The 20,599-nt window shown below is 60.0% G+C and carries 20 protein-coding genes; 11 read left to right on the top strand and 9 right to left on the bottom strand.

What is annotated here, in order from left to right; genetic code table 11:
• Positions 1-273: 273 nt before the first annotated feature.
• Positions 274-3,420: an adenosylcobalamin-dependent ribonucleoside-diphosphate reductase gene (locus HALTADL_RS04325; protein WP_089671763.1), complete on the top strand. Its 3,147-nt coding sequence runs from the start codon at positions 274-276 to the stop codon at positions 3,418-3,420.
• 59 nt (positions 3,421-3,479) lie between these two features.
• On the opposite strand, the gene HALTADL_RS04320 is transcribed toward HALTADL_RS04325, so the two are convergent.
• Entirely contained in the window at positions 3,480-3,752 is a 273-nt protein-coding gene (locus tag HALTADL_RS04320) for a DUF7123 family protein (protein ID WP_089671690.1), read from the bottom strand.
• 186 nt (positions 3,753-3,938) lie between these two features.
• Between HALTADL_RS04320 and HALTADL_RS04315 the strand changes: the two genes are divergently transcribed.
• The gene (locus HALTADL_RS04315; RefSeq protein WP_089671691.1) at positions 3,939-4,589 is read left to right on the top strand and encodes a bifunctional 4-hydroxy-2-oxoglutarate aldolase/2-dehydro-3-deoxy-phosphogluconate aldolase; all 651 of its coding nucleotides are present in this window, start codon (positions 3,939-3,941) and stop codon (positions 4,587-4,589) included.
• Here HALTADL_RS04315 and HALTADL_RS04310 read toward each other — a convergent pair.
• The 4 genes from HALTADL_RS04310 to HALTADL_RS04295 all read right to left on the bottom strand — a co-directional run bounded on the left by HALTADL_RS04310 (position 4,586) and on the right by HALTADL_RS04295 (position 8,517).
• The gene (locus HALTADL_RS04310) at positions 4,586-6,397 is read right to left on the bottom strand and encodes a PH domain-containing protein (protein WP_089671692.1); all 1,812 of its coding nucleotides are present in this window, start codon (positions 6,395-6,397) and stop codon (positions 4,586-4,588) included. The two genes, HALTADL_RS04315 and HALTADL_RS04310, sit on opposite strands and share 4 nt — an antisense overlap.
• Positions 6,394-6,852, bottom strand: coding sequence for a PH domain-containing protein (locus tag HALTADL_RS04305; RefSeq protein WP_089671693.1), 459 nt, complete (start codon positions 6,850-6,852; stop codon positions 6,394-6,396). Before HALTADL_RS04305 ends, HALTADL_RS04310 begins: the two co-directional genes overlap by 4 nt.
• Before the next feature lie 78 nt (positions 6,853-6,930).
• Positions 6,931-7,722: an inositol monophosphatase family protein gene (locus HALTADL_RS04300; RefSeq protein WP_089671694.1), complete on the bottom strand. Its 792-nt coding sequence runs from the start codon at positions 7,720-7,722 to the stop codon at positions 6,931-6,933.
• 99 nt (positions 7,723-7,821) lie between these two features.
• Complete coding sequence (locus HALTADL_RS04295; protein WP_100190868.1) at positions 7,822-8,517, bottom strand: hypothetical protein; 696 nt, start codon at positions 8,515-8,517, stop codon at positions 7,822-7,824.
• A gap of 471 nt (positions 8,518-8,988) precedes the next feature.
• Here HALTADL_RS04295 and HALTADL_RS04290 point away from each other — a divergent pair, with 471 nt between their 5' ends.
• Positions 8,989-10,098, top strand: coding sequence for a S26 family signal peptidase (locus HALTADL_RS04290; protein WP_089671696.1), 1,110 nt, complete (start codon positions 8,989-8,991; stop codon positions 10,096-10,098).
• Here the strand turns inward: HALTADL_RS04290 and HALTADL_RS04285 are convergent.
• The gene (locus tag HALTADL_RS04285) at positions 10,089-11,150 is read right to left on the bottom strand and encodes a DUF5305 family protein (RefSeq protein ID WP_089671697.1); all 1,062 of its coding nucleotides are present in this window, start codon (positions 11,148-11,150) and stop codon (positions 10,089-10,091) included. The two genes, HALTADL_RS04290 and HALTADL_RS04285, sit on opposite strands and share 10 nt — an antisense overlap.
• 353 nt (positions 11,151-11,503) lie before the next feature.
• On the opposite strand from HALTADL_RS04285, the gene HALTADL_RS04280 reads away from it, so the two are divergent.
• From HALTADL_RS04280 to HALTADL_RS04260, 5 genes are all read left to right on the top strand, one after another.
• A complete protein-coding gene (locus tag HALTADL_RS04280; protein WP_143054127.1) occupies positions 11,504-12,616 on the top strand; it encodes a hypothetical protein in 1,113 nt (370 codons plus the stop codon).
• A gap of 83 nt (positions 12,617-12,699) precedes the next feature.
• Complete coding sequence (locus tag HALTADL_RS04275; protein WP_089671699.1) at positions 12,700-14,106, top strand: DUF7504 family protein; 1,407 nt, start codon at positions 12,700-12,702, stop codon at positions 14,104-14,106.
• Positions 14,107-14,177: 71 nt separating this feature from the next.
• Positions 14,178-14,597: a response regulator gene (locus HALTADL_RS04270; protein WP_089671700.1), complete on the top strand. Its 420-nt coding sequence runs from the start codon at positions 14,178-14,180 to the stop codon at positions 14,595-14,597.
• Positions 14,598-14,685: 88 nt separating this feature from the next.
• Positions 14,686-14,880 (top strand): methytransferase partner Trm112, encoded by a 195-nt coding sequence (locus tag HALTADL_RS04265; RefSeq protein ID WP_089671701.1) that lies wholly within the window; start codon positions 14,686-14,688, stop codon positions 14,878-14,880.
• 47 nt (positions 14,881-14,927) lie between these two features.
• Positions 14,928-15,500, top strand: a complete 573-nt coding sequence (locus HALTADL_RS04260) for a DUF7524 family protein (RefSeq protein ID WP_089671702.1) — start codon at positions 14,928-14,930, stop codon at positions 15,498-15,500.
• A gap of 52 nt (positions 15,501-15,552) precedes the next feature.
• Here the strand turns inward: HALTADL_RS04260 and HALTADL_RS04255 are convergent, their stop codons facing one another.
• The gene (locus HALTADL_RS04255) at positions 15,553-16,689 is read right to left on the bottom strand and encodes a DR2241 family protein (protein WP_089671703.1); all 1,137 of its coding nucleotides are present in this window, start codon (positions 16,687-16,689) and stop codon (positions 15,553-15,555) included.
• Positions 16,690-17,568, bottom strand: coding sequence for a CbiX/SirB N-terminal domain-containing protein (locus HALTADL_RS04250; RefSeq protein ID WP_089671704.1), 879 nt, complete (start codon positions 17,566-17,568; stop codon positions 16,690-16,692). It lies immediately after the preceding gene.
• A 102-nt stretch (positions 17,569-17,670) separates the two neighbouring features.
• Between HALTADL_RS04250 and HALTADL_RS04245 the strand changes: the two genes are divergently transcribed.
• Entirely contained in the window at positions 17,671-18,213 is a 543-nt protein-coding gene (locus HALTADL_RS04245; RefSeq protein WP_089671705.1) for a DUF7523 family protein, read from the top strand.
• Here HALTADL_RS04245 and HALTADL_RS04240 read toward each other — a convergent pair.
• A complete protein-coding gene (locus HALTADL_RS04240; protein ID WP_089671706.1) occupies positions 18,207-18,611 on the bottom strand; it encodes a DUF5788 family protein in 405 nt (134 codons plus the stop codon). The two genes, HALTADL_RS04245 and HALTADL_RS04240, sit on opposite strands and share 7 nt — an antisense overlap.
• A gap of 159 nt (positions 18,612-18,770) precedes the next feature.
• On the opposite strand from HALTADL_RS04240, the gene HALTADL_RS04235 reads away from it, so the two are divergent.
• Both HALTADL_RS04235 and cysS read left to right on the top strand, forming a co-directional pair.
• Positions 18,771-19,061: a DUF7521 family protein gene (locus HALTADL_RS04235; protein ID WP_089671707.1), complete on the top strand. Its 291-nt coding sequence runs from the start codon at positions 18,771-18,773 to the stop codon at positions 19,059-19,061.
• A gap of 55 nt (positions 19,062-19,116) precedes the next feature.
• Positions 19,117-20,595, top strand: coding sequence for a cysteine--tRNA ligase (cysS, locus tag HALTADL_RS04230; protein WP_089671708.1), 1,479 nt, complete (start codon positions 19,117-19,119; stop codon positions 20,593-20,595).
• Positions 20,596-20,599 lie beyond the last annotated feature (4 nt).

Genomic DNA, 20,599 nt, shown 5'->3' with positions numbered 1-20,599 from the left:
TTTTAGTTTCACTTCGCTTCGGATACGCTTATGCTCGTCCCAACCGTAGCGAAACCAACGACCGGAAGTCGACAACTGTCGACGTGATGGTCATTTCGCATTACCCGCCAGCGACCGCGTTGGCGAATGACACACCCGTTTCCAATACACCAACCAAAGCTGTTATGAGGGTTCCGTTGGTACAACATTCCCGTCCCAAATGAGTGTTCAGAATATGAGTACATCGACTGGAAGTGCCGCCCAGCGCGGCGTAGACGCCATGGAGTGGTCTGCGTGAGCCGACCGGAGCTCTCTGCCGACGAACTCGAAATGCCGATCAAACGCACTGAGGGTGAGACCATCGAGGACCGTCTCACCAGCAATGCCTACAACAACATCCTCCCCGCTCGGTATCTCCGAAAGGATGCCCAGGGGAACCCGAACGAAAGCCAAGAGGAGCTGTTCACCCGTGTCGCCCAGAACGTCGCTCTCGCAGAGGCCGTCTTCGAGGCCGACAATCTGGATCTCGAAATCACGGTCACGCCACAGCAGATCAAACCCGACCACCCTCGCCGCGACGAACTCGCTGAGGAAGTCTTCGGTACCGGCACGACCGCCGACGATCAGGCCGAAACCGAGCTGTCGGTCTACAACGTCAACAAGTTCTCCTACGAGAGTATCGTTCCTGACCTCCCCGACGAGGTCCGGAGCCACGTCGAAGACGTTGCCGACGAGTTCGAGGATCTGATGACCCAGCTCTCCTTTATGCCGAACTCACCGACGCTGATGAACGCTGGCGACGAACTCCAGCAGCTGTCGGCCTGTTTCGTCGACTCCCCGGGCGACGACATCTCCGATATCCACCAGACCGCAAAGGAGGCCGCCGAGGTCTTCCAGTCCGGCGGTGGCATGGGGTATGCCTTCTGGAAACTCCGTCCCTACGGCGACTCTGTCGGGTCGACTGGCGGTATCGCCTCCGGCCCGATCACCTTCATGCGAACCTACGACCAGATGTGCGAAACCATCGCCCAGGGTGGTGCGCGGCGCGGTGCCCAGATGGGCGTCATGCGCGTTTCGCATCCTGACGTCATCCAGTTCATCCACTCGAAGAACAAGGACGTCTCGCTGGCCCACTCGCTGCGACTCAACGACCCCGACGACTTTACGCATAACTCCTTTGCAGATGCGCTCGAAGAGGCCCGCGAACTGATCGACGAGGAGGGGAAAGTCCCCAAACACCTCCGCAACGCAGTCGAGGGCCACCTGTCGAACTTCAACATTTCTGTCGGCGTCACCGACGACTTCATGGACGCGCTGTTCAACGAAGAGGAGTTCACCTTCACCAACCCCCGAACCGAAGAGCCGCACATCGCAACGCCGGAAACGAAGGAGATCTACGACCTCTACGACCTCGGCGAGCACGTCGAAGTCGGCGAGGAGCTTTCGATTCCCGCCGAAGAACTCTGGGAACACATCGTCAACGGTGCCCACGAGAACGGCGAACCCGGAATCATCTACCTCGAACGCGTCAACAAGGAACACTCCTTCGACGTCGACGAGCACCCGGACCACGAAATTCTGGCTACCAACCCCTGCGGCGAACAGCCGCTCGAAGAGTACGAGGCCTGTAACCTCGGCCACATCAACCTTTCAACACTAGCTGACAAGGAAGCGCCTGACTGGCGTGTCTGGTACGACAACCACGGCGACGACTACAGTGACCTCAACGCCGCGGCCGAGGCGTTCATTCAGGAGGCCGTCGACATGGATGCGTTCAACCGGAGAATTGAGTCCGGAACGCGTTTCCTCGAAAACGTCGTCACGATGTCCGACTTCCCGGTCGACAAGATCGAACAGAAGGTCCGCGAAATGCGGAAGATCGGGCTTGGTGTCATGGGACTGGCTCAGCTCTACATCCAGCTTGGGATTCGCTACGGCTCGGACGAAGGGAACGCGGTTGCCCGCGAGCTGATGACCCACATCAACCACGAGTCGAAGTGGGCCTCTCACGAACTGGCCCAAGAGCGTGGGCCGTTTGCCGACTACGAGGATTCGAAGTACGCCAACCCGACCGACTACCGCGAGTGGTTCGAACACCACACCGGCGAGGACGCCGACGAGTGGGCCGAGGGCTTCCCAATCCGGAACCACAACACCACCACGATTGCGCCGACCGGCACGACATCGATGATCGGCAACACGACGGGTGGCTGTGAGCCGATCTTCAACGTCGCCTACTACAAGAACGTCTCCGACGACGTCCAGGGCGACGAAATGCTCGTCGAGTTCGATGACTACTTCCTCCGCGTGCTGGAGGCCAACGACATCGACATCGACGAGGTCAAACAAGAGGCCCAAGACCAGATGGCAACCAACGAGTTCGACGGCGTCGACGGCCTCGAAACCGTCCCGAAGGCCATCGGTGAACTGTTCGTCGTCACCTCGGATCTGTCGGGTAAGGACCACGCCAGCGTCCAGTGTGCCTGTCAGGCCGGCGTCGACTCGGCGATCTCGAAGACCTGTAACTTCCCGAACAGTGCGACCAAGGAGGATATGGACGAGGTCTACCGCTACATCTACAACAACGGTGGCAAGGGTGTCACCGTCTACCGAGACGGCACGCGCTCGAAACAGGTGCTGACGACGCGAGCCAAAAACACCGAGTTCGCCGACGACGGCGAGGCAGCCGAGCAGATCACCGCCCAGATCGAGGCGGTCTTCGGCGGTATCGAGGACTTCCTCGACAACGACGAAGTACGGGCCCAGATCGGCGCGGAACTCGATCAGCTGTTCACCCAGCCCGAGCGGAACCAAGAGGGCCTCGGCAAGAAACGGCCACGACCAGATGTCCTCTACGGTGTAACCCAGCGCATTGACACGGGCTACGGCAAGGTCTACGTCAACATCAACGAGGACGAAAACGGACAGCCGTTCGAACTGTTTGCCAATATCGGCAACTCCGGCGGCTTTACGGCCTCCTTTACCGAGGCACTCGCCAAGACGATCTCGACGGCGCTTCGGTCGGGCGTCGACCCCGAGGAGATCGCCGACGAACTCAACGGGATTCGGAGTCCGAAGGTCGCTTGGGACAAAGGCGAGCAGATCAACTCCATCCCGGACGCCATCGGAACGGCCCTGCGTCGCTATCTCGCTGGCGAGATCGACAACCCGTATCCGAAACAGCAGAACCTCTCGGAGCTTGCTGACGACGAACCCGCAGCGGCTCACGAGACCGACGGCGGCGCAGTCTCCGACGACACGACCGCCAACGGTGCGACACCCGGACCGGCCGCACAGCCAGAGTCTACCGAGACGACCGACGCCACCGACGATCTGCTGGCCGCCGGTGAGTCGCCCGAATGCCCTGAATGTGGCAGCATGTCGCTGTACTTCTCGGAAGGCTGCAAGACCTGCGAGTCGTGTGGCTGGTCGGAGTGCTAAGTCGACTGACTAACTGAGAGAACTGCGTTCGACCGAGCGATTTTCCGTTCTTTTCGCGGTTAGGCCGTTACCATCCACGTCGTCCCCGATGAGTAGCCCCATTTTTCGACCGACAGATCGATATCACCCTCGACCAGCGGGGTCATGTTCGCGCCGACCTCTTTGGCGCTCATATCGAGTTCGTCAGCGATGAGTCGGGATTTAAAATAGGTCTGGCTGTCGACCTGTGCTCGAAGATAGTCGAGAATCCGCCGCTGTTTCGCGGTGAGGTCCGACGTGGAATCAGTCGACAGACTGGAAGATTGGGGTTCGGTGGTCGGTGAGGTGCTCATACCTATACTGTGCGTGTATCTACTAATAGGGGATTTGGTACGACCGGTTAACACGCCGGAGTCGTGCGGTTTGGGGCTGTCTGTCGCAGGCGGCTCACCCCGCGGCTCCCGATTCAGGTACGGTCGCCTAACACTGTGGCCGACTCACACACGCCTTTTTAATATGTCCGGATTGAACGGTTGGATATGCACGCAAAAGCCGAAACCTACGGGCAATTGGTCGACAGCGGCGTCGTCGCAGTCCTGCGCGGTGCCGATCCGGACACACTGATCGATATCACCGATGCGCTTCTCAAAGGCGGCGTAACGGGAATCGAACTCACCGCTGACACACCCGGTATCGGTGATATGTTGTCGGATCTCACCGGTTCCTTTGGCGACGAGATCGTCGTCGGAACCGGGACGGTTCTCGATTCGGAAACGGCTCGGACAGTGATGTTGGCGGGTGCGGAGTTCGTCGTCAGCCCAAGCCTCCACGAGAACGTAATCACGACCTGTAACCGCTACGGGACGCTGGTCGCACCGGGTGTGATGACGCCGACCGAAGCGATTCGGGGGTACGAGGCCGGTGCCGATCTCGTCAAGGTGTTTCCGGCCTCCTCGCTCGGACCGGGCCACCTGAGCGCGATCAAAGGCCCCTACAGCCAGATCCCGCTGATGCCGACCGGCGGCGTCGACCTCGACAATGCGGCCGACTACATCGAGGCCGGAGCCGAGTGTGTCGGCGTCGGTGGCGCACTGGTCGACTACGAGGCGGCCGAACGCGGCGAGTTCGAGACGATCACTGAACGGGCCCGCGAGTTCACGTCTGTTGTCGCGGCCGCCCGCGAGGACTAATCTCGACGCTCCGACTCGTCGGATCGGTCGACATCCTGCCCGTTGGCTGTCACGTCAGTCGACGCATCGTCCTCGTCTGCCTCCGGCGGCTTGTTGCTGTTTTCGGGGCGGTCTGTTGGGGCCTCACCGTTTTCAGTTACGTCCGATACATCGTCGTTTTCGATACCATCCGGCGTCTCAGCACGCTCGACCGTGTCGGTCGATCCCGTCCCGTTTTCAGAGACATCCGTGGACGGTTGGTCGCTTTCTTCGTCTCCGGGGGTCGTCTCAGTGTCAGTCTCTCGTGTCTCGCGTGTCTCGCGTCGACGCTGACGACGGTCTGCGACTGCGGTTCGGAGCCGGTCGGCGAGTTCCGCGCGGAGTCGGTCGGCGTCCCGCTGGTCGATGTCGACCGCGGCCGCACCCGTGCCGAGAATTGACAGCGAGCCTGCAGTATCGGCGATGACTGTCGCTACGTTCCACCGACGCTGGAAGATCGTTCGTGTGTCGATCACCGTCTGAATCCGGTAGTATGCGATCCGTTTGGTCTCCCGCGACCAAAAGCCGTTTCGGGTGACCAGATGCTCCTCGCCGAGCCAGTAGCCGCGGTGACGCCACTTGAAGTGGGCCGCAATCGGCGTCAGCAGTACGCCGACCGCGGGGAGATACCACGGCATCTGCTCGGCGACGTCGAACAGCGTCGCAACCCCGTAGACCAGTCCTGTCAGCGCGCCGAGTGCCAGCAGGTAGCGGAGAAGATAGCGTCGACGAACCCGTTTGGGTGGTCGTGTGAACGTCGGCTCTTCGGCCGAGGTGATCTCGTGGGTGAGCTGGTCGACTCGCTCGCGGCTCCCGATTGGAATCGCCGCCTCACTTCCCCGGCCGTCGCTCTGTCCGGGAGCGTAGCCCGCGGTTTCGACCACAAGCGTCGCATATCTCGTCAGCCGCTTGAGCGGGTTGTCGGTGATCGTGATCGCCTGAATCTTGTCAAACGGGATCGTCCCGCTGTAGCGCTGTAACAGCCCGCGTTCGTATCTGAGTTCCTCCTCGGAGCGGGTGAGTCGAAACCCCCAGTAGTTGAGAACTGCCGAAATCGCTCCGACGACCCACGCCAACACGATGCCGACAGCGAACAGCGCCGCGAGAATTCCGAGAACGACCAGTGGCGGTGCCTCGACCGGAATGATCGGCGAGATGAACGGTATCGAGCCACTGAACAGGGCGATGATCGCGCCGGGCACCCGCGGATCGAACGAGAGCACTCCTGCCAACGCCAACTCTGATGGAGCGATCTTGAACAGCAGTTCGTCATCGTCGTGGCTCTCGACGCGACGCTCGTCGACGACCCCACCTTCGACGCCCGGCTGTCCCTCGTCAGCGTGTGTTTCGGGGGACTCGCCACGCTTGTACCGGCGGAGATCCAACTGGAGCCGCTTGGCCTCGAAGGCCGTCACGTACTGGAGGGTTGCCTCAGTAGAGCCGCCGCCCGCGGTCTCGATATCGAGTTCCGAGAGACCGAACAGTCGCTGGAGGATGTTGCGTGTAATGTCGACGTTCTGGATTCGCCCGTAGGGGATCTCCCGCTTGCGACGGTTGAACACCCCTGATCGAATGTCGAGGGTGTCGTCGGTGAGTTCGTACTCGAAGCGCCGGTAGTAGGCGATCTCGTAGACGAGCATCGCGAGGAAACTGGCGACGAGTACGGCCAGAAACTGTGGCGGGCCGAACTCGACACCGATCCCAAAGGAGACGATGAAGATCGCCGAGATGACAAGCGTTGTCGTCTTCTGGAGGGCGCGGTAGGGAACGGCTTTCAACGCGAGTTTCACACGGCGTCCTCCCCGTCGGTGTCGATGACGAGTCCTTTGAGTCGTTTGCGGAGGCCGTCGGCGTCGTCGGGCGTCAGTCCCGGAATCGTCACGTCCGCGCCGCGCGAGCCAGCCGTGTAGACGACCGTACTTGCCAGCCCGACGAGGCGTTCGAACGCCGACCGCCGGGAGTCGACGTGTTGGATGCGGACCAGCGGGACCTCGGTTCGGACTTCGGTGAACACGCCGCGTTCGAGATAGATGGCGTCCTCACCGACCACGTACGCCCAGTTCCGGTAGCGGACGATGGCGTGGAGCACGCCAGCGATTACAAGGACGACTGCGACGCCGACCGGAATCAGCCGGGACTGATCGAAGAAGGTCGCCACGCCGACGCCGAGAGCGCCAACGACGAGGGCGGTGATGATCGCCCGGAGGATCCACACCACTCTGATCCGTGGATTGAGTTTGTTCATCGTCGTGCCTCCGGTCGACTGCGACGACAGCGAAACATACCACCTCTAGCGGCGGCGGTGGTATAAGTCCCAATATCGTTAGAGACTGTCCATGACCGTCTCGTGGAGCCGCTGGGTCGTTTCGGAGTTCGGTGCGCCGACGTACAGTCCATCGTCGTCGACCGTGTCGACTGCTTTGACCGCGCTTTCGGCCGCCAGCAGGCTCCCGGCATACTGCTCGTAGCGCTCGGGGTGGAACGCGACGAGCCCATCAATCGCGCCACGAGCCAGTAGGCCCCAGTCGACACAGGGTGCCCACGTCGCCACCACCCGTTTACACTGGTCTCGAAGCGCGAGTTCGAGCGTCTCGGCCTGCTGTGCCAACGCCGAATTCGTCACTGCCGGGAGACCGATAACCAGCGCGACCGTCCCGTGTTCGAGCGGGTGTGTCGAGCCATCGGTCACTCGGATCGGCCTGCCGTCGACTGTGGTGCCCTCGCCACGCCGGGCGAGATACTGTGTCCCGGTGAGTGGCTCGTAGATCGCCGCAACGACCGGCTCGTCGTTGTGGAGGACCGCCGCCGCCGTGGCGAACTTCGGATAGCCGCTGGCGAAGTTGTTGGTACCGTCGAGGGGGTCGACCACCCACCGATACGCGTGGTCGGAGTCGCTCCACTCGGATTCCTCGCCGTCGAAAGCGTGGTCCGGGTAGTGCGAGTCGATCACCGACCGGACTTGCCGTTGGGCCTCGCGGTCGGCGACCGCCTTCACGTCGGTGGTGTCGTACTCGCCGTCGACGGCTCCGTTTCTGAACGCCTCGCGGAGGTAGTCACCGCTTGCCCGCACGGCATCGCTGGCGACCGCCGCGAGATCGTCGGTCGACTGCTCCATAGAGTGCTCTCGGCGTCGCTTTGTATGATCCCATCGGTCGGACTGTCTGGGCGGCGGTCGTGATGCTAAAAAATAAATCCGAACGTCGAAGCAGCCGGGTTAGGCGTTCGGGTCGAAGTCGACACCGACTTCGATGCTGTCGAGGAGTCTGATACTGCTCGTGCTCGCTGGACTGAACGCGGTCGCATCGGCCTGCGCTTGGATCGTCTCGTATGCCTCGGCATCGATGGCGATTTCGAGACCGACGATTGCGACCTCTCCTGCACCGATTTCCACCTGATTAGCTGGTTCGGTCGTGGTACCGCTCGTTGGGGAAACCTTGGTCCCATTGATTCGGAAGTTGAACATGTCGGCGACGTCACCCTCCGAAAGCTGTTCGGTCGCACCGACGTTATCCCCGTTGTAACCGAACGTGATCCCGACGGTTTCCGGCGTCTCACCCACGTTGGCGATTTCGAAGAAGCCCCACTCGTCGTCGGTGCCACCGTTGTCCATATACGCGGAGTAGTTCGTCGTGTTCTGGTTGTCGAACGCGAGCTGTGCGCCCAGCTCACCGTTTTCCGTGTCGTTGAGATGTGCAACGACGCTGTTGTTAACGTTATCCTCGTTGGTCACGTTCCCGAAGTCGTTGATCTCGGAGCCGTTCCACGAGGCATTGCCTGACGCCAAGCTACCGTACGAACCGACCTCAGTTTGCAGTCGTCGAACGACGAGCGCTGACGTCTGCGGAACGATCTGGAAGTTGGTCGACGGATTAACGCTGTCGTTGAACGAAGCTGCCGTCACTGATGCCACACCACTTATGGTCGCGACTGTCCCAAGCCCCACCACGAAATTACGCCTGTTCATGCTACGTTGAATGTCATTGTAATCTACATATATAATATCTTCTATTGATAATTATAGTTTGTCAATCACACTATCTAACAGTACTGCTCAGTACTGTGCCAGTAACTACTTTGCATACAAATGTGATTTGGATGTGTGTTCTAAATTACAGTACGTAGTATTCTGTTTGGCTGGTCGACACGCTTTCGACTTGCACCCACTGACGCGCCGAGCGTGTGTCTCGTAGTCGACTCGGTCATATCGTCGCCGTCGACCGTACCGTTCTGTCGCAGTCGGCGTGGCCGTGTTTAGTTGTGGTTGTTCTGAATATCTGTACTAAAAACCAATCGGAAGATACAGTACTCCCGAGAAGGTATTCAGCTGTGGAACGAATAAGCGACGCCTGCATCTCGTCAGTTTCGGAGTAACCGACACCCAATGGATACACTCTCAGTCATTCAAAAATCCATCACGGCGTTCTTGGTTCTGATAGCAGTTGCGCTGGTGGCCGGCCAACTGCTCGGCCAGCCGCTGTTGCTCGGCTACGTCGCAACGGGTAGTATGGACCCGACACTCGCAGTCGGTGACGGGTTCGTTGCGATTCCACCGTTCCTCGCAGGCGGTGTTTCAGCGGGTGACGTGATAACCTACGAGGCCCAATCGCTCGATGGGGGTGGCCCCACGACACACCGTGTGATCGAGACGACGTCTGAGGGATATGTTACACAGGGAGATGCCAACTCGTTCACGGATCAAGCCGCCGGAGAGCCGCCCGTAAACGACGTGCAGGTGCTTGCTGTCGCCCTCCAGATCAACGGAGAGGTCGTCGTTATTCCATCGCTTGGGTCGGCTGCAGCAGTTGTCCAAAACGGTGTCCGGTCGGTGACCGGAGCCATCGGTGTCGGCAGCGGTGCCCAAATCGGTGTGATGACGACCGGCTTCGGGGTGGTGTTGATTGCTTTCACACTGCTTTATGGATTTTTCACCTCCGACAGCCGTCGACAGACCGAGCGGTCGACGAGTCGGAGCGGCGTCGTGAGTGGACGGCTCGTTGTGGCCGGTCTCATACTGGTTTTGATCCTCCCGATCATGACGAGTATGGTGCTTCCGAGCGGCACAACGACGGCCAATTTCCTCAGTACGTCTCCGTCAATCGCTTCGGATAACAGTGCACGTGTCACCGCTGGCGGCTCCATGAATATCTCCTACACCGTGGAGAACTCCCAATATCTACCGAAGGTCGTTGTTATCGAACCGGCGAGTTCGGGGCTTGCGGTCACCAACGGAACCGCTGTCGTTTCGCACGGAGACAGCAAACAGGTGCAGCTCACAGTGACTGCACCGGACGAAACCGGGGCGTTTTCGCGATCCTATTCAGAAACCCATTACCTCTATGGCCTTCCGTTACCAGTGATTCGGCTCCTGCATGCGATCCACCCGGTTGTCGCGATGCTAACGATCTCGTTGAGTGCCACACTGCCGGTTGTCGCTGTCTACCTGTTTTTCTTCGGACTCAGGCCGATCTCGGTCCGCCAAACTCACCGTTGATCGGTCTCCGAGGAGCTGCCGACGTTCGCCCACAGTTCGATGTTGGTCGGCTCTCTGGCGAAGTAGTAGATCAGGTCGTTGTCGACGACGACGAACGCTTTGAGATCCGTATCATGGATCACTCGCTTGTCGGCATCGATCCCGATGTCGACGAGGTCGCCCAGCGAGTTGACATAGACGTACTGTCTGTCGGGGTCGACGACGAGCTCGCCCTTGGAGATCCACTCGCTGTACTCCTCGTTGTACACCTCGATCTGTAGCTCCTGTGGGTCGAGGCCCCGTGACTTCACGACGACCACCCCACCGAGACCGAGCATCCCACACCCACCGAGGACCAACAGGAGGACCCTGACGTAGTTGGGTGGCTGTTGGACCGGATCCGGCTGGCTCAGTCTGGTTTCGGTGTCGCTGTCGGATCGCGAGCCCGAAAGCCAGTAGGCGTTGTCCGTCGAGGAGGGAGTCAGCGAAAGCTGCAACTGGCCGGCGTACGACTCGCCGTTGACCGGCTCGGTTTCGTAGCTCGTTTCCAGACGAAGCTGGGTGTTGATACTCGACACCGATGAGATAATCTCTGCAACGTCCTGTTGGTTCTCTGCAAGGCTATTCACATCGAGCGTAATGTTCGTTCGGCTCCGTCCGTCGGTGATCGTCTCCTCGTTCGTCGTCACCACCCGTTCGCGGCTCCAGAGTTCCGAGCCACTTCTCGTTGCCCGCTCGCTGAGGACGAGCCGCTGGTCGATGTCGACGTCACGGTCGCTGTTGGTGTCGACGACGACCGACAGCGTCAGCTCCGGTGTGATATTTGCGAAATACACCGGCTTTTGAATCCGCGTTCCCTGCTCATACAGCGGGTTTTCGGTCTGGACAACCGCAGTTTCCGACAGCCTGAGATCGATATCGAACCGGTCGACCTCTTGGGGCTCCGGCTGGACGACAGCCGGCGACGTATACACCTGCCCGGCACCAGCGAACAACAGCAGTCCAACCACGACACAGACCGCCGCCAACACCAGCCCGTTTTTCGCAACCAGTAGTTTCAGTCGTGCGTTCATCTCACAGCCTCACAATCGGTCGACCGAGTCGGGTCAGACATGTTTCTGATTGCCTGAGATTCCGACCCGAAACTGATTCGGTGTCTGGCCCGGACCAAATCGGTCTCTCGTCGTCACTGCTACCGCTGTATGGCTACCACGGATATAATGATGATGGTTTTTGGATCTTTTCATGTGACTAGTCAGTGTGATTGTATGATTATCTAGATAATTCTACTATACTTACATTTCAATAGCCAACACTCGGCCAGTATGTTGTTCAGGTGTCATATCAGGTTCTGTTTTAATCAAATATCCCGAACATTTAACAGTAAAGAATCGCTACGAACTACAAGTAACTTCCCTGAACAAATATGTCGAACGACTCTTCTCCTGTTGGTGGTACTCATGGGTTTGATTCCGATGCATTAGAGCAGTGGGTGGCTGAAACTGCCAGTCAGAAAGGCGTTTCAAAGCAGAAACTGCTCGATGAGATCCTGTCGTCGTACTGGGTTCTCGAAGAGCTGTCAGGCGTTGTGTCGGATTCGGCAGTCACGAACAACTCACCACAGCCCGACGAGGGGACAGCAGCCGACACCGTCGACCACGGGCGAGAGACGGTCAGTCAGGGGGCCGACATCTCGCAGACCGACCGGTCGACCGCGGAGTTTTCGGAGCTCAAATCCGAGCTGCAGGGACTTCGGACCGCAATCGAGGAGCTCTCGCAGGATCAGCATGACGAACCACAGCACGAGGAGGCGGCCGAAGACGGGTTTTCGGTGCTCGAAGGGCAGCTCGATGACCTTTCGTCGGCGGTCGTCGACCGGCAGACCGAGACCGACGAGACTATCGACGAACTCTCCGAGCGGATCGAGTCGGTCGACAAGCGACTCGCGGGAATCGAATCGCGGCTCGACGACGGGATATCGCTGGCCGAACTCGAAGCCGCCGTCGAGCAGAACAGCGCGGACTACGCCGAACTCCAAGCAACTGTCGAGGCCAACAGTACCGACCACGCGGAGCTCGAACAGCAGCTCGAATCCGAGTTCGATAGCATCGAACAGGTGTTACAGCATCTGTTGGATACCACCGACAACATCGAGTACCGCCTCGGTGCGGTCAGTGACTCCCGACAGGAGGCGCTGCGACCCCTCCGTGAACGGAACGCACAGCAGGATGCGCTGACGGACCTCAAACAGGAGGCGATTCGACATGGGGTCTCGAACGGTGTCTGTGGTAACTGTGACCAGAAGATCGATCTCGGACTGCTCGAAGTACCCGAATGTCCCAGCTGTGAGCAGCGGTTTACCGGCATCTCGAAAGGCGGTTGGAACTGGATCCCGTTCTCTCGGTCGACGATCAACACCACCGACCGGCCACAGCAGTTCGACTCGGCCGATTCGTCGCCCCGGCAGAGCGACGCCGGTGATCGCCCACCGTCGACCCACAAAACGGGTGGCCAAGACAGCTATCAGACGGACTGGTGATTGGTGGATGTTGGCGTCGACACTGATCGGTCGCTTTGGGTATCCATCCCACCGTCCACGCAATCGGCAGCTCTCAGAAAACTATGACTGATGATTCACAGACCGATGCCGAGACAGCCGATGGCGCTGTGGCCGACGAGGAGTCGACCGACGACTCCCGAATAGACGAGTTCTTGGAGCGGATCGAAGACGACCAGCAGCCGGAGTCGATCTCACCGGAGTCATCTGGTGGAATCTCTGCGCCATCCGACTCTACCCCATCGGAGCCATCAGACTCCGCCCCATCGGAGCCATCAGACTCCGCCCCATCGGAGCCATCGAATGTCTCTCCATCCCAGACCGACACCGATGGCTCACAGAAGCGCGGTCGACTCTGGGACTCCTTTAGCGCCGACCGAGCAGCCGACGCGGAGCCGACGCCCTCCGATCCGGCCACAGAGTCACCTCAAGATCCTGCAGTCGACGTCGACGAGTGGACCGCCCGAGACGAGACCCACGAGTCGACACCGCCCGACTCGACGGCTGCGGCGTCGGCCTCACCCCCGCCCACTGCCGAGCCAGCCGCCGATCCCGACGCCAAGCCAGCCGCCGAGCCCGACGAGAAATCAGCAACCACGGACGCCGACGAGAGCAACGGGCGGTCATCGTTCAGAACGATCCTCGAACGGATCTCACATCGCATCGGGAGCGTCGGCTCCAGTTCGGCTGCCGAGGACGCCGAGGCCGCCGAGGCAGCGTCGACAGCTGGGTCGACCGAGGCGTCCACGTCCGACGCTGGAGCGGCTACCCGGACCACACCCAACGCAGAATCAGCCACAAGGGGAGCCAACGGTGGTCGGTCGACAGGGTCGACACGCTCGGATACCATCGACGAAATACTGAACAACATCGACCTGTTCGGGCGAGCGACCTCCTCCTCACAGGTGCTACTGTTGAGTCCGACAGCCCACTCGATCACCAACGACATCTACTCGCGGTTTCTGTTGCCGACCGACGGGGCCGGACAGAACATCCTCTACGTCTCGGCGACCCAGTCGGCCACCGACCAGCTCGCAGCCGCCCGGAACATCCCCGACTGGCGGGAGGGCAACACCGCCGTTATCGAGGTCGGACAGAGCACGCTGAGCCCCGGTCGACCGGGCACGGGAGCCGACGTTACCAAACAGCTCGACATCTACAAGCAGATTTCGAACCTCAAGCATCTCGCCAAGCTCGGCATCAACATCAGCCATATCGTCTCCAAGTGGGACAACAGCCGTCGACCGACCGTCGTCGGCGTCCACACCCTGTCGGCGATCCAGCAGTACGTCGGCAACGAAACCATGTTCCAGTTCCTCTTTACCCTCAAAGGCCAACTCAACTCGATGGGCGTGATGGGCTTTTACCATATGGACCCCGCGGTCCACACCGAAAACGAGATCAGCACGATCCAGTCTGCGTTCGACCTCGTTATCAAGGTCTCCTCGGATGGCTCGGTCGACATCCTCTGATCTCTCGCCCCTAACTTCCTTTTCGATTGAATGTTACAGTTATATGTGGGTGTAGTCCAGATGGACGCCAAATGACCACACCTCATATCCTGCTGGTCGAGGACAGCAACTTCATGGCGACCAAAGTCGTCGAAACCCTCGAATCGGCCCACGAGTTCGTGATAACCACCGTCAGCACCGCCGTCGAGGCCCGAAGCGCGCTTCAAAACGGCTCCTACGACTGTATCATCTCGAACTACGAACTCCCGGACGAAAGCGGCGTCGAACTGGCCGAATCGCTCCGCGGGGACGATTCGATCCCCTCGGTACCGCTGATTATTCTAACCGGGCGGTCGCTCGAACCGCTCGCAAAGGACGCTATCGAGGCCGGCGTCACCGAGTTCGTTTATAAAGGCGATCAGGCAACCGGTGATATGGACGTGTTGGCCAACCGGGTTCGGATCGTCCTGCAGGCCCACCGCGAGACGTCGACGACGGAAGTCGACTCGTAGGAGGGATCGATGTCCGAACTCGACATAGTGGGGTCGACACTGTTCGGAACCCGTAGGCTTTTGATCGATCCGCCGTGAATACAAATCAATGAAGGAGTCGCTCATGGAGATCGTCTGCTGTCCGATTGATAAACACGACCTCGATCTCGAGGTCGACACCCGCGACGACGACGACATTCTGGAGGGAACGCTCACCTGTACGGACTGTGGCGAGGTCTACCCCATCGAAGACGGGATTCCGAACCTCCTGCCGCCGGACATGCGAGACGAGGCCGCCGCGTAATTCAGGCTAGCCTGAAGCTTTTTGATGTATGAGAGCGAGTCACGAACGTGGCTCGTCTCTCAGTCGACCTCAACCGCGATGGCCTCCATCAGATAGCCACGCCATCCGGCTTCGAGACCGACGGGCCCTTTGAGATCCACCTCCGCAACCACGGCGAGGCGATTCACGTCCATCTCAACCTCGACGACGAGCTGTCGACCGTCGCACACCTCGGTGAGGGCAACCACTACGTCGAACCCTACAGCAGTCGCTCGGTGGGGATCGACACCCGATCAATCAGTAGTTCCGTCACCGGGCGGCTCAAAATCGTTACCGGATACGGAAACGAATCTGCCTACACCGACGTGACGATCTCGCCACCCGGAACGGTCACCGACCACGTCGAGGTCGACGAGCGGCTGGCGAAACCACAGCGCAGCGAGCCTGAGCCGTCGACGCCCCGCGAGCGGCTCCAAGCAATGGTTACCGACCTGTCGCCACGGGTTGCTACCGCTGGTATGCTCGGAATCGGTGACGCACTGGCGATTGCCGCGTTCGCACAAAATACAGCTTTGGTTCTCGGCTTGATGGGTGTCATCGCTGGCGTGTTCACCGCACTGGCACTCACACGCCGTGCGTAGCCGCCTGTTGGCTCTCGGTTTACTGGCAGGTCAGTCGTGGCAGTGTCGACGATCAGTCGTGGTCGTCGTGATCTTCGACACTCCCGCCATCGTCTTCCGGATGGGTCGGCGTTCCAGAGAGGTTGCCGTGGTCGTCGACCCGTTTTTCGCGGAGATACCGAACCCGGTACCGATTGGCTCCGTTTTTCACATCGGCCTCTCGGATCTCATCGGTTTCGTCGTCCGCAACGACATCGATGATTGCTTCGAGCTGTTCTTTTTCACTGGGCGTCAGCTCGAACTCGTAGGTTTGGGTGTCCTCTCGTTCCAGTTTGGCCCATTCCCGGCCCGCAGCGACAACCATCGAGCACGGTTCGCGGCAGGGGAACACGCCGTCGCCGCCCTCGGCGTCCAGCGGTTCATCCTCTGAAAGCTCCCATTCACGTCGTTTGAGACACTGTGAATCGTCACAACAGGCCGCAGCCGCCCAGTCGACGGCCTCGTCCGGAAGGACGGTAATGAGATTGTAGATGCCGCTCTGTCGGTCTTGTTCGTCCCGCCAGTGGTCGATATCGAGCTCGCCTCGCTGTTCACGATGCCAGTTGACGACCGTCGCCGGATAAAAGGCCTCGACGGCTTCGTACACCTCATTTGCGCTGAGATCCGGGAATATCCAGCCGGAGTCGAGCGAGGGCGCTGTTCGGAGCGGGCGGTATCGACCGTCCGGATCGAGGGTCCCGATATCGCGGGCGTCAAACGGGTCGGTGTGGGTTGTCAGCGAGCTGGCCTCAGCGTCACTGTCGTCGACGTGGCGAACCTCGTAGTGTCGCGTGCCGTCGGCTGCAACTGTCGCGGTGATGCTGAGTTGGCCCCACTCGCGGTCGACGCCGGATTCGAGCGCGGTGTAGCGGTCTCCAACTGGGTGTTCGTCTGCCAGTTCGAGCCACTGACAGAACGCTTGGGTGACCTCACTGCCGACCTCCTGCGTGTAGAAATACCAGTTCGTGATATACGCCGCCTGCTCGGCGTCGACCGTGTTGAGTTCGTCGGCACCGACACTTGTCTGCTGGTCAGGTGTCTCGATGTGATAGGTGTCCTCGTCGACGTCGTATTCGGCAGCCAGCCCATCGTGATCGATTGCCCCATCTGCAAGCGTCTCTCTGAACGCCGCCAGCTGTGTCTCCGAAAGCGCAGGTTTGACAGTCGACATCTAATCGCCCGCCGCCCCTGTCGTTGGTTTGGTTCGCTGACGGACCCGTTCTATCGCGTTCCCGATATCCGCACCGGCGTCGGCAGCGCGTTCGAGAATCACGTCGGCAGTCAGTTCCTCGGTGCCGACCGCGCCGCCGTACCAGATCCGGTGGCCGTCGACAACTGCGGGCACATCGTAGCCGGTCCGGTAATCATCAGTGAGCCCCATATCTTCGGGAATATCTTCCTGCGTGTGGAACCCGTCGGCGATAAACAGCGGGACGACGATGATATCCTCGCTGTCGAAATGGTCTGCGACGTCGTCGACTTCCGGCTCTTCGTCCATATACAGAGCTTTGACTTCGTCGAACCGACCGGTCTCTCGGATGCGCTCGGTGTGGTACTCGATTGCTTTGGCACTGTTTTCGTTGCGCTCAGTCCCGTGGCCGACGACGGCGAAGCCGAACCCTTCGCCGACGTTCTCGTCGCCGGTGACCGAGACAGCCCGACGGATCAACACGTCGGTCATCGCTTCATGCGTGCCGACGGGGCCGCAGTAGTGAACCGCTTTGTCGATGTCGCTGGCAACCAGCGTGGCGGTATCCGCTGAGATCCCATCAGACTCCCAGAGGTCGGGGTCCCACCCCTCCAAGCGGAGTTCGCGGGGGATGACCCGCTCGGTGAAGTAGCCTTCACTGATGAACAGTGGGACGACGTACACCTCGTCTCCCCGCGCGGTGCGAAGCACTTCACGCAACGAGGGTTCCTCCTTCCAGAAGCCGGTTCGAACCTCGTCGAACGCACCGGTTGCCCTGATGGTATCGGCATGGGTGTGTGTCGGCGTCGCAGAGTCGGGGTTGAGATGCGACCCGTGGGCGACGATTACCAGCGATTGCATATCTATGACAAGGAATGGGACGGCCTTATGGACTTCGGGTCTCGGCTCGCTGGTGGGCGTTCGTGGCGAAATAATCATGTGATCTCGGTGTGCCTACTGGGTATGTCAGTCGCCGCCGCCACCCGCGAGGTCGTCCGCAACCGGCCCGTATTGTACGACGCGCTTCGTGCCGGAGTCGTCAACTACACCGCCGCCGCCGACTCGCTCGAACTGGAAGGCGACCGTGAGGCGATTGCGACTGCGCTCCGTCGGTTCGCCGCGGAGCTCCGTGAGGAGCCAGCCCAAACACAGCCGACCGGGCGCGATATCACGGTTCGACTTCACAGCGATATCGAATCCGTCGACGCCACCGATACACTACTGGCAGTCGACGAGGTCGGCGTTGGCCAGCCCACAGGTACGCCCTCGGGCAACGAGGAGGCTGTCGAAACGGAGGGCCGGACCGCACTCCGTGTGACCGGGGATGTCGACGCCCGCCTGCTCGCGTCGACGCTCGACCGGCTTCGGATCGCCGAGATACCGGTCACTGCGACTGGGCTTGCTGCCGGAACGATGGTACTGGTCGTCCCGCGAGGGGATGGGCCGACTGCGCTCCAACTGGTCGAGGCTACTGCCGATTATATAAAAGAAGGCGGCGACTACTGAACTGCCTCTAGGAAGCCGAGCCATCGCTTGTGGTCTTCGATGGTCGACGAGTGAGATTCGTCGCCGAAGTCGGGATGTCGAATCGTTTCGAGGGCGTTCAACGCGCGGTCGATCCCAACGATCTCGTCGGCGAGCTGCTCGGCTTCCTCACGGTCCAGTGGATCCGACTTGAGCCGGTCGACCCGCTTGGCGCGTTCCTCCCGAAACACCCGTTTGGCCGTCGAGACGATCTCGCTCGTCTCGGCTGAGATCCGGTCGACCTTCCGTGTCTCGATCAAAAACTCTCGAAGCTGAAGCTCCTCGCCGTGGATCGTCACCGTCTCCGGAATCGTCGCGCCCACCGTTGCGCTTTGTCGATTCACCTGCTGAAGTAGCTCCGTACGCTCCGAATCATCCATACTGAAGCCAAGACTGTCAGCCTCAAAAGCATTGGTCGCTGATCGGTTCGACGAGTCGCTGGCGTTTCAGCCAGACAGCGAGTATATATCAGTTGTGGGGATACTCACAAAGCGGTAACAACACGGAAATATTATTATCCTCACATAGGAACGGATGGTATGGTTCATTCCGAGGCCGATCCCATCCTCGCACTCGTCCTCCTCGTGGTCAAAGCACTCATGCTTGTCGCGGGTGGCTCGGTGCTCTTCTACGCAGTCAAAGCCTACCGTCGTACCGAAGACAAGTCGTTGGGCTTTCTCGCTGGTGGGTTCGGATTGGTGCTGTTCGGCTCGGCAGTCGGCGGTCTGGTGTACGAACTCATCGGCTCCCCGCTCGCGGTCGGAGTGATAATCGAAAGCGTGTTCGTCCTGTTGGGCTTCGTTCTCATCGCGTACTCGCTCAAGCGGTAGTCGACGGCCTACTTCGACGGCTTCAAATTGCCTCCCCGACTGGGTTTGCTCAACGATGCCCCTCTCGGTGACCAATACGCTAACAGGCGACCGCGAAGCCTTCGAGCCGACTGGCGACGATGTTCTGCTCTACGTCTGTGGGTTGACGGTCTCTGACGACCCCCATCTGGGCCACGCCCGACTCTGGACCCACGCCGACGTGATCCACCGCTGGCTCGATGTCGCGGGCTACGACGTCACCCACGTTGAGAACTTTACCGACGTCAACGAGAAGATCGCCGCCCGCGTCGGCGAACGACCCGAGTGGGAGACCGAAGCCGATGTTGCACAGCACTACATCGAAAAAGTCGTCGACTACATGCGCGGACTCAATTTCAAACGCGCCTCGGTCTACCCCCGCGTCTCCGAGCATATTCCCGAGATCATCGAGTTAGTCGACCAACTAATCGAGTTAGGCCACGCCTACGAGACCAATGGCTCGGTGTATTTCGATGTCACCACCTTCGACGAGTACGGTAAACTCTCGAACCAACGCCTCGAAGACCTCGAATCACAGGGCGACCCAGAGGAGCGCTCCGAAAAGCGGAACCCCGCCGACTTCGCGCTCTGGAAGGCCGGCGGCGTCTCAGAGACTGCCATCGAAGAACACGCCAAACATGACCACGGCGACGAACTCCCCACCGGCCAAACGTGGGATTCGCCGTGGGGAGAGGGTCGACCGGGTTGGCATATCGAATGCTCGGCGATGTCGATGACTCACCTCGGCGACACCATCGACATCCACGTCGGTGGCCACGATCTCGTCTTCCCACATCACGAAAACGAAATTGCCCAAAGCGAGGCCGCCACCGGTCAACAGTTCGCCAACTACTGGCTCCATACTGGACTCCTCGAAACCAAAGGCGAGAAGATGAGTTCGAGTCTGGACAACTTCTTCACTGTCGAAGCGGCCTTAGAGGAGTTCGGGCCGAACGTGATCCGGACGTTCTATCTCTCGACGGAGTACGGTTCGAAACAGACCTTTTCGGAGGATGCGATGACCGAAGCCGAACAGCGTTGGGAGCGTCTCGAACGAGCCTATGAAACGGCGGTCGACGCACTCGACTCAGTTGCGGCCCGCTCGAAAGCGGTCGACGAGGACCTCCGTGAGGCAGTCGCAGAGACCACCGAGGAGTTCCGGACCGCGATGAACGCTGATTTCAACGTTCGGGAGGCAATGGCCGCACTGCTCTCGCTGACGACTGCGGTCAACAAACACGTCGACGAGGCCGAACAGTACGATTATCATGGACTCAAAGGGGCCGTCGAAACGTTCGAGCGACTGGGTGGCGACGCCTTCGGGCTTCAGTTCGAGAGCGTCACTGAAGGTGATGTCTCGATTGCTGGTGATCTGGCCGAACTCGTCCTCGACATTCGGGAAGACGCCCGCGAAGCCGGGGAGTACGAACAGGCCGACGAGCTTCGTGACCGTCTGGAGGCACTCGGCGTTGAGGTCGAAGACAGCGGCGATGGGTCGACGTTCCGCTTCGAGTAGCGAG

This window comes from Halohasta litchfieldiae, assembly GCF_002788215.1.
Classification (GTDB): Archaea; Halobacteriota; Halobacteria; order Halobacteriales; family Haloferacaceae; genus Halohasta; species Halohasta litchfieldiae.
This window is presented reverse-complemented; position numbering and strand designations above follow the sequence as displayed.

Coding starts and splice junctions, on each gene's coding strand:
- HALTADL_RS04250 (WP_089671704.1), bottom strand. CDS start 17,568: ATGCAATCGCTGGTAATCGTCGCCCACGGGTCGCATCTCAACCCCGAC.
- HALTADL_RS04305 (WP_089671693.1), bottom strand. CDS start 6,852: ATGAACAAACTCAATCCACGGATCAGAGTGGTGTGGATCCTCCGGGCG.
- HALTADL_RS04240 (WP_089671706.1), bottom strand. CDS start 18,611: ATGGATGATTCGGAGCGTACGGAGCTACTTCAGCAGGTGAATCGACAA.
- HALTADL_RS04300 (WP_089671694.1), bottom strand. CDS start 7,722: ATGGAGCAGTCGACCGACGATCTCGCGGCGGTCGCCAGCGATGCCGTG.
- HALTADL_RS04255 (WP_089671703.1), bottom strand. CDS start 16,689: ATGTCGACTGTCAAACCTGCGCTTTCGGAGACACAGCTGGCGGCGTTC.
- HALTADL_RS04315 (WP_089671691.1), top strand. CDS start 3,939: ATGCACGCAAAAGCCGAAACCTACGGGCAATTGGTCGACAGCGGCGTC.
- HALTADL_RS04275 (WP_089671699.1), top strand. CDS start 12,700: ATGACTGATGATTCACAGACCGATGCCGAGACAGCCGATGGCGCTGTG.
- HALTADL_RS04285 (WP_089671697.1), bottom strand. CDS start 11,150: ATGAACGCACGACTGAAACTACTGGTTGCGAAAAACGGGCTGGTGTTG.
- HALTADL_RS04320 (WP_089671690.1), bottom strand. CDS start 3,752: ATGAGCACCTCACCGACCACCGAACCCCAATCTTCCAGTCTGTCGACT.
- cysS (WP_089671708.1), top strand. CDS start 19,117: ATGCCCCTCTCGGTGACCAATACGCTAACAGGCGACCGCGAAGCCTTC.
- HALTADL_RS04265 (WP_089671701.1), top strand. CDS start 14,686: ATGAAGGAGTCGCTCATGGAGATCGTCTGCTGTCCGATTGATAAACAC.
- HALTADL_RS04235 (WP_089671707.1), top strand. CDS start 18,771: ATGGTTCATTCCGAGGCCGATCCCATCCTCGCACTCGTCCTCCTCGTG.
- HALTADL_RS04280 (WP_143054127.1), top strand. CDS start 11,504: ATGTCGAACGACTCTTCTCCTGTTGGTGGTACTCATGGGTTTGATTCC.
- HALTADL_RS04270 (WP_089671700.1), top strand. CDS start 14,178: ATGACCACACCTCATATCCTGCTGGTCGAGGACAGCAACTTCATGGCG.
- HALTADL_RS04245 (WP_089671705.1), top strand. CDS start 17,671: ATGTCAGTCGCCGCCGCCACCCGCGAGGTCGTCCGCAACCGGCCCGTA.
- HALTADL_RS04290 (WP_089671696.1), top strand. CDS start 8,989: ATGGATACACTCTCAGTCATTCAAAAATCCATCACGGCGTTCTTGGTT.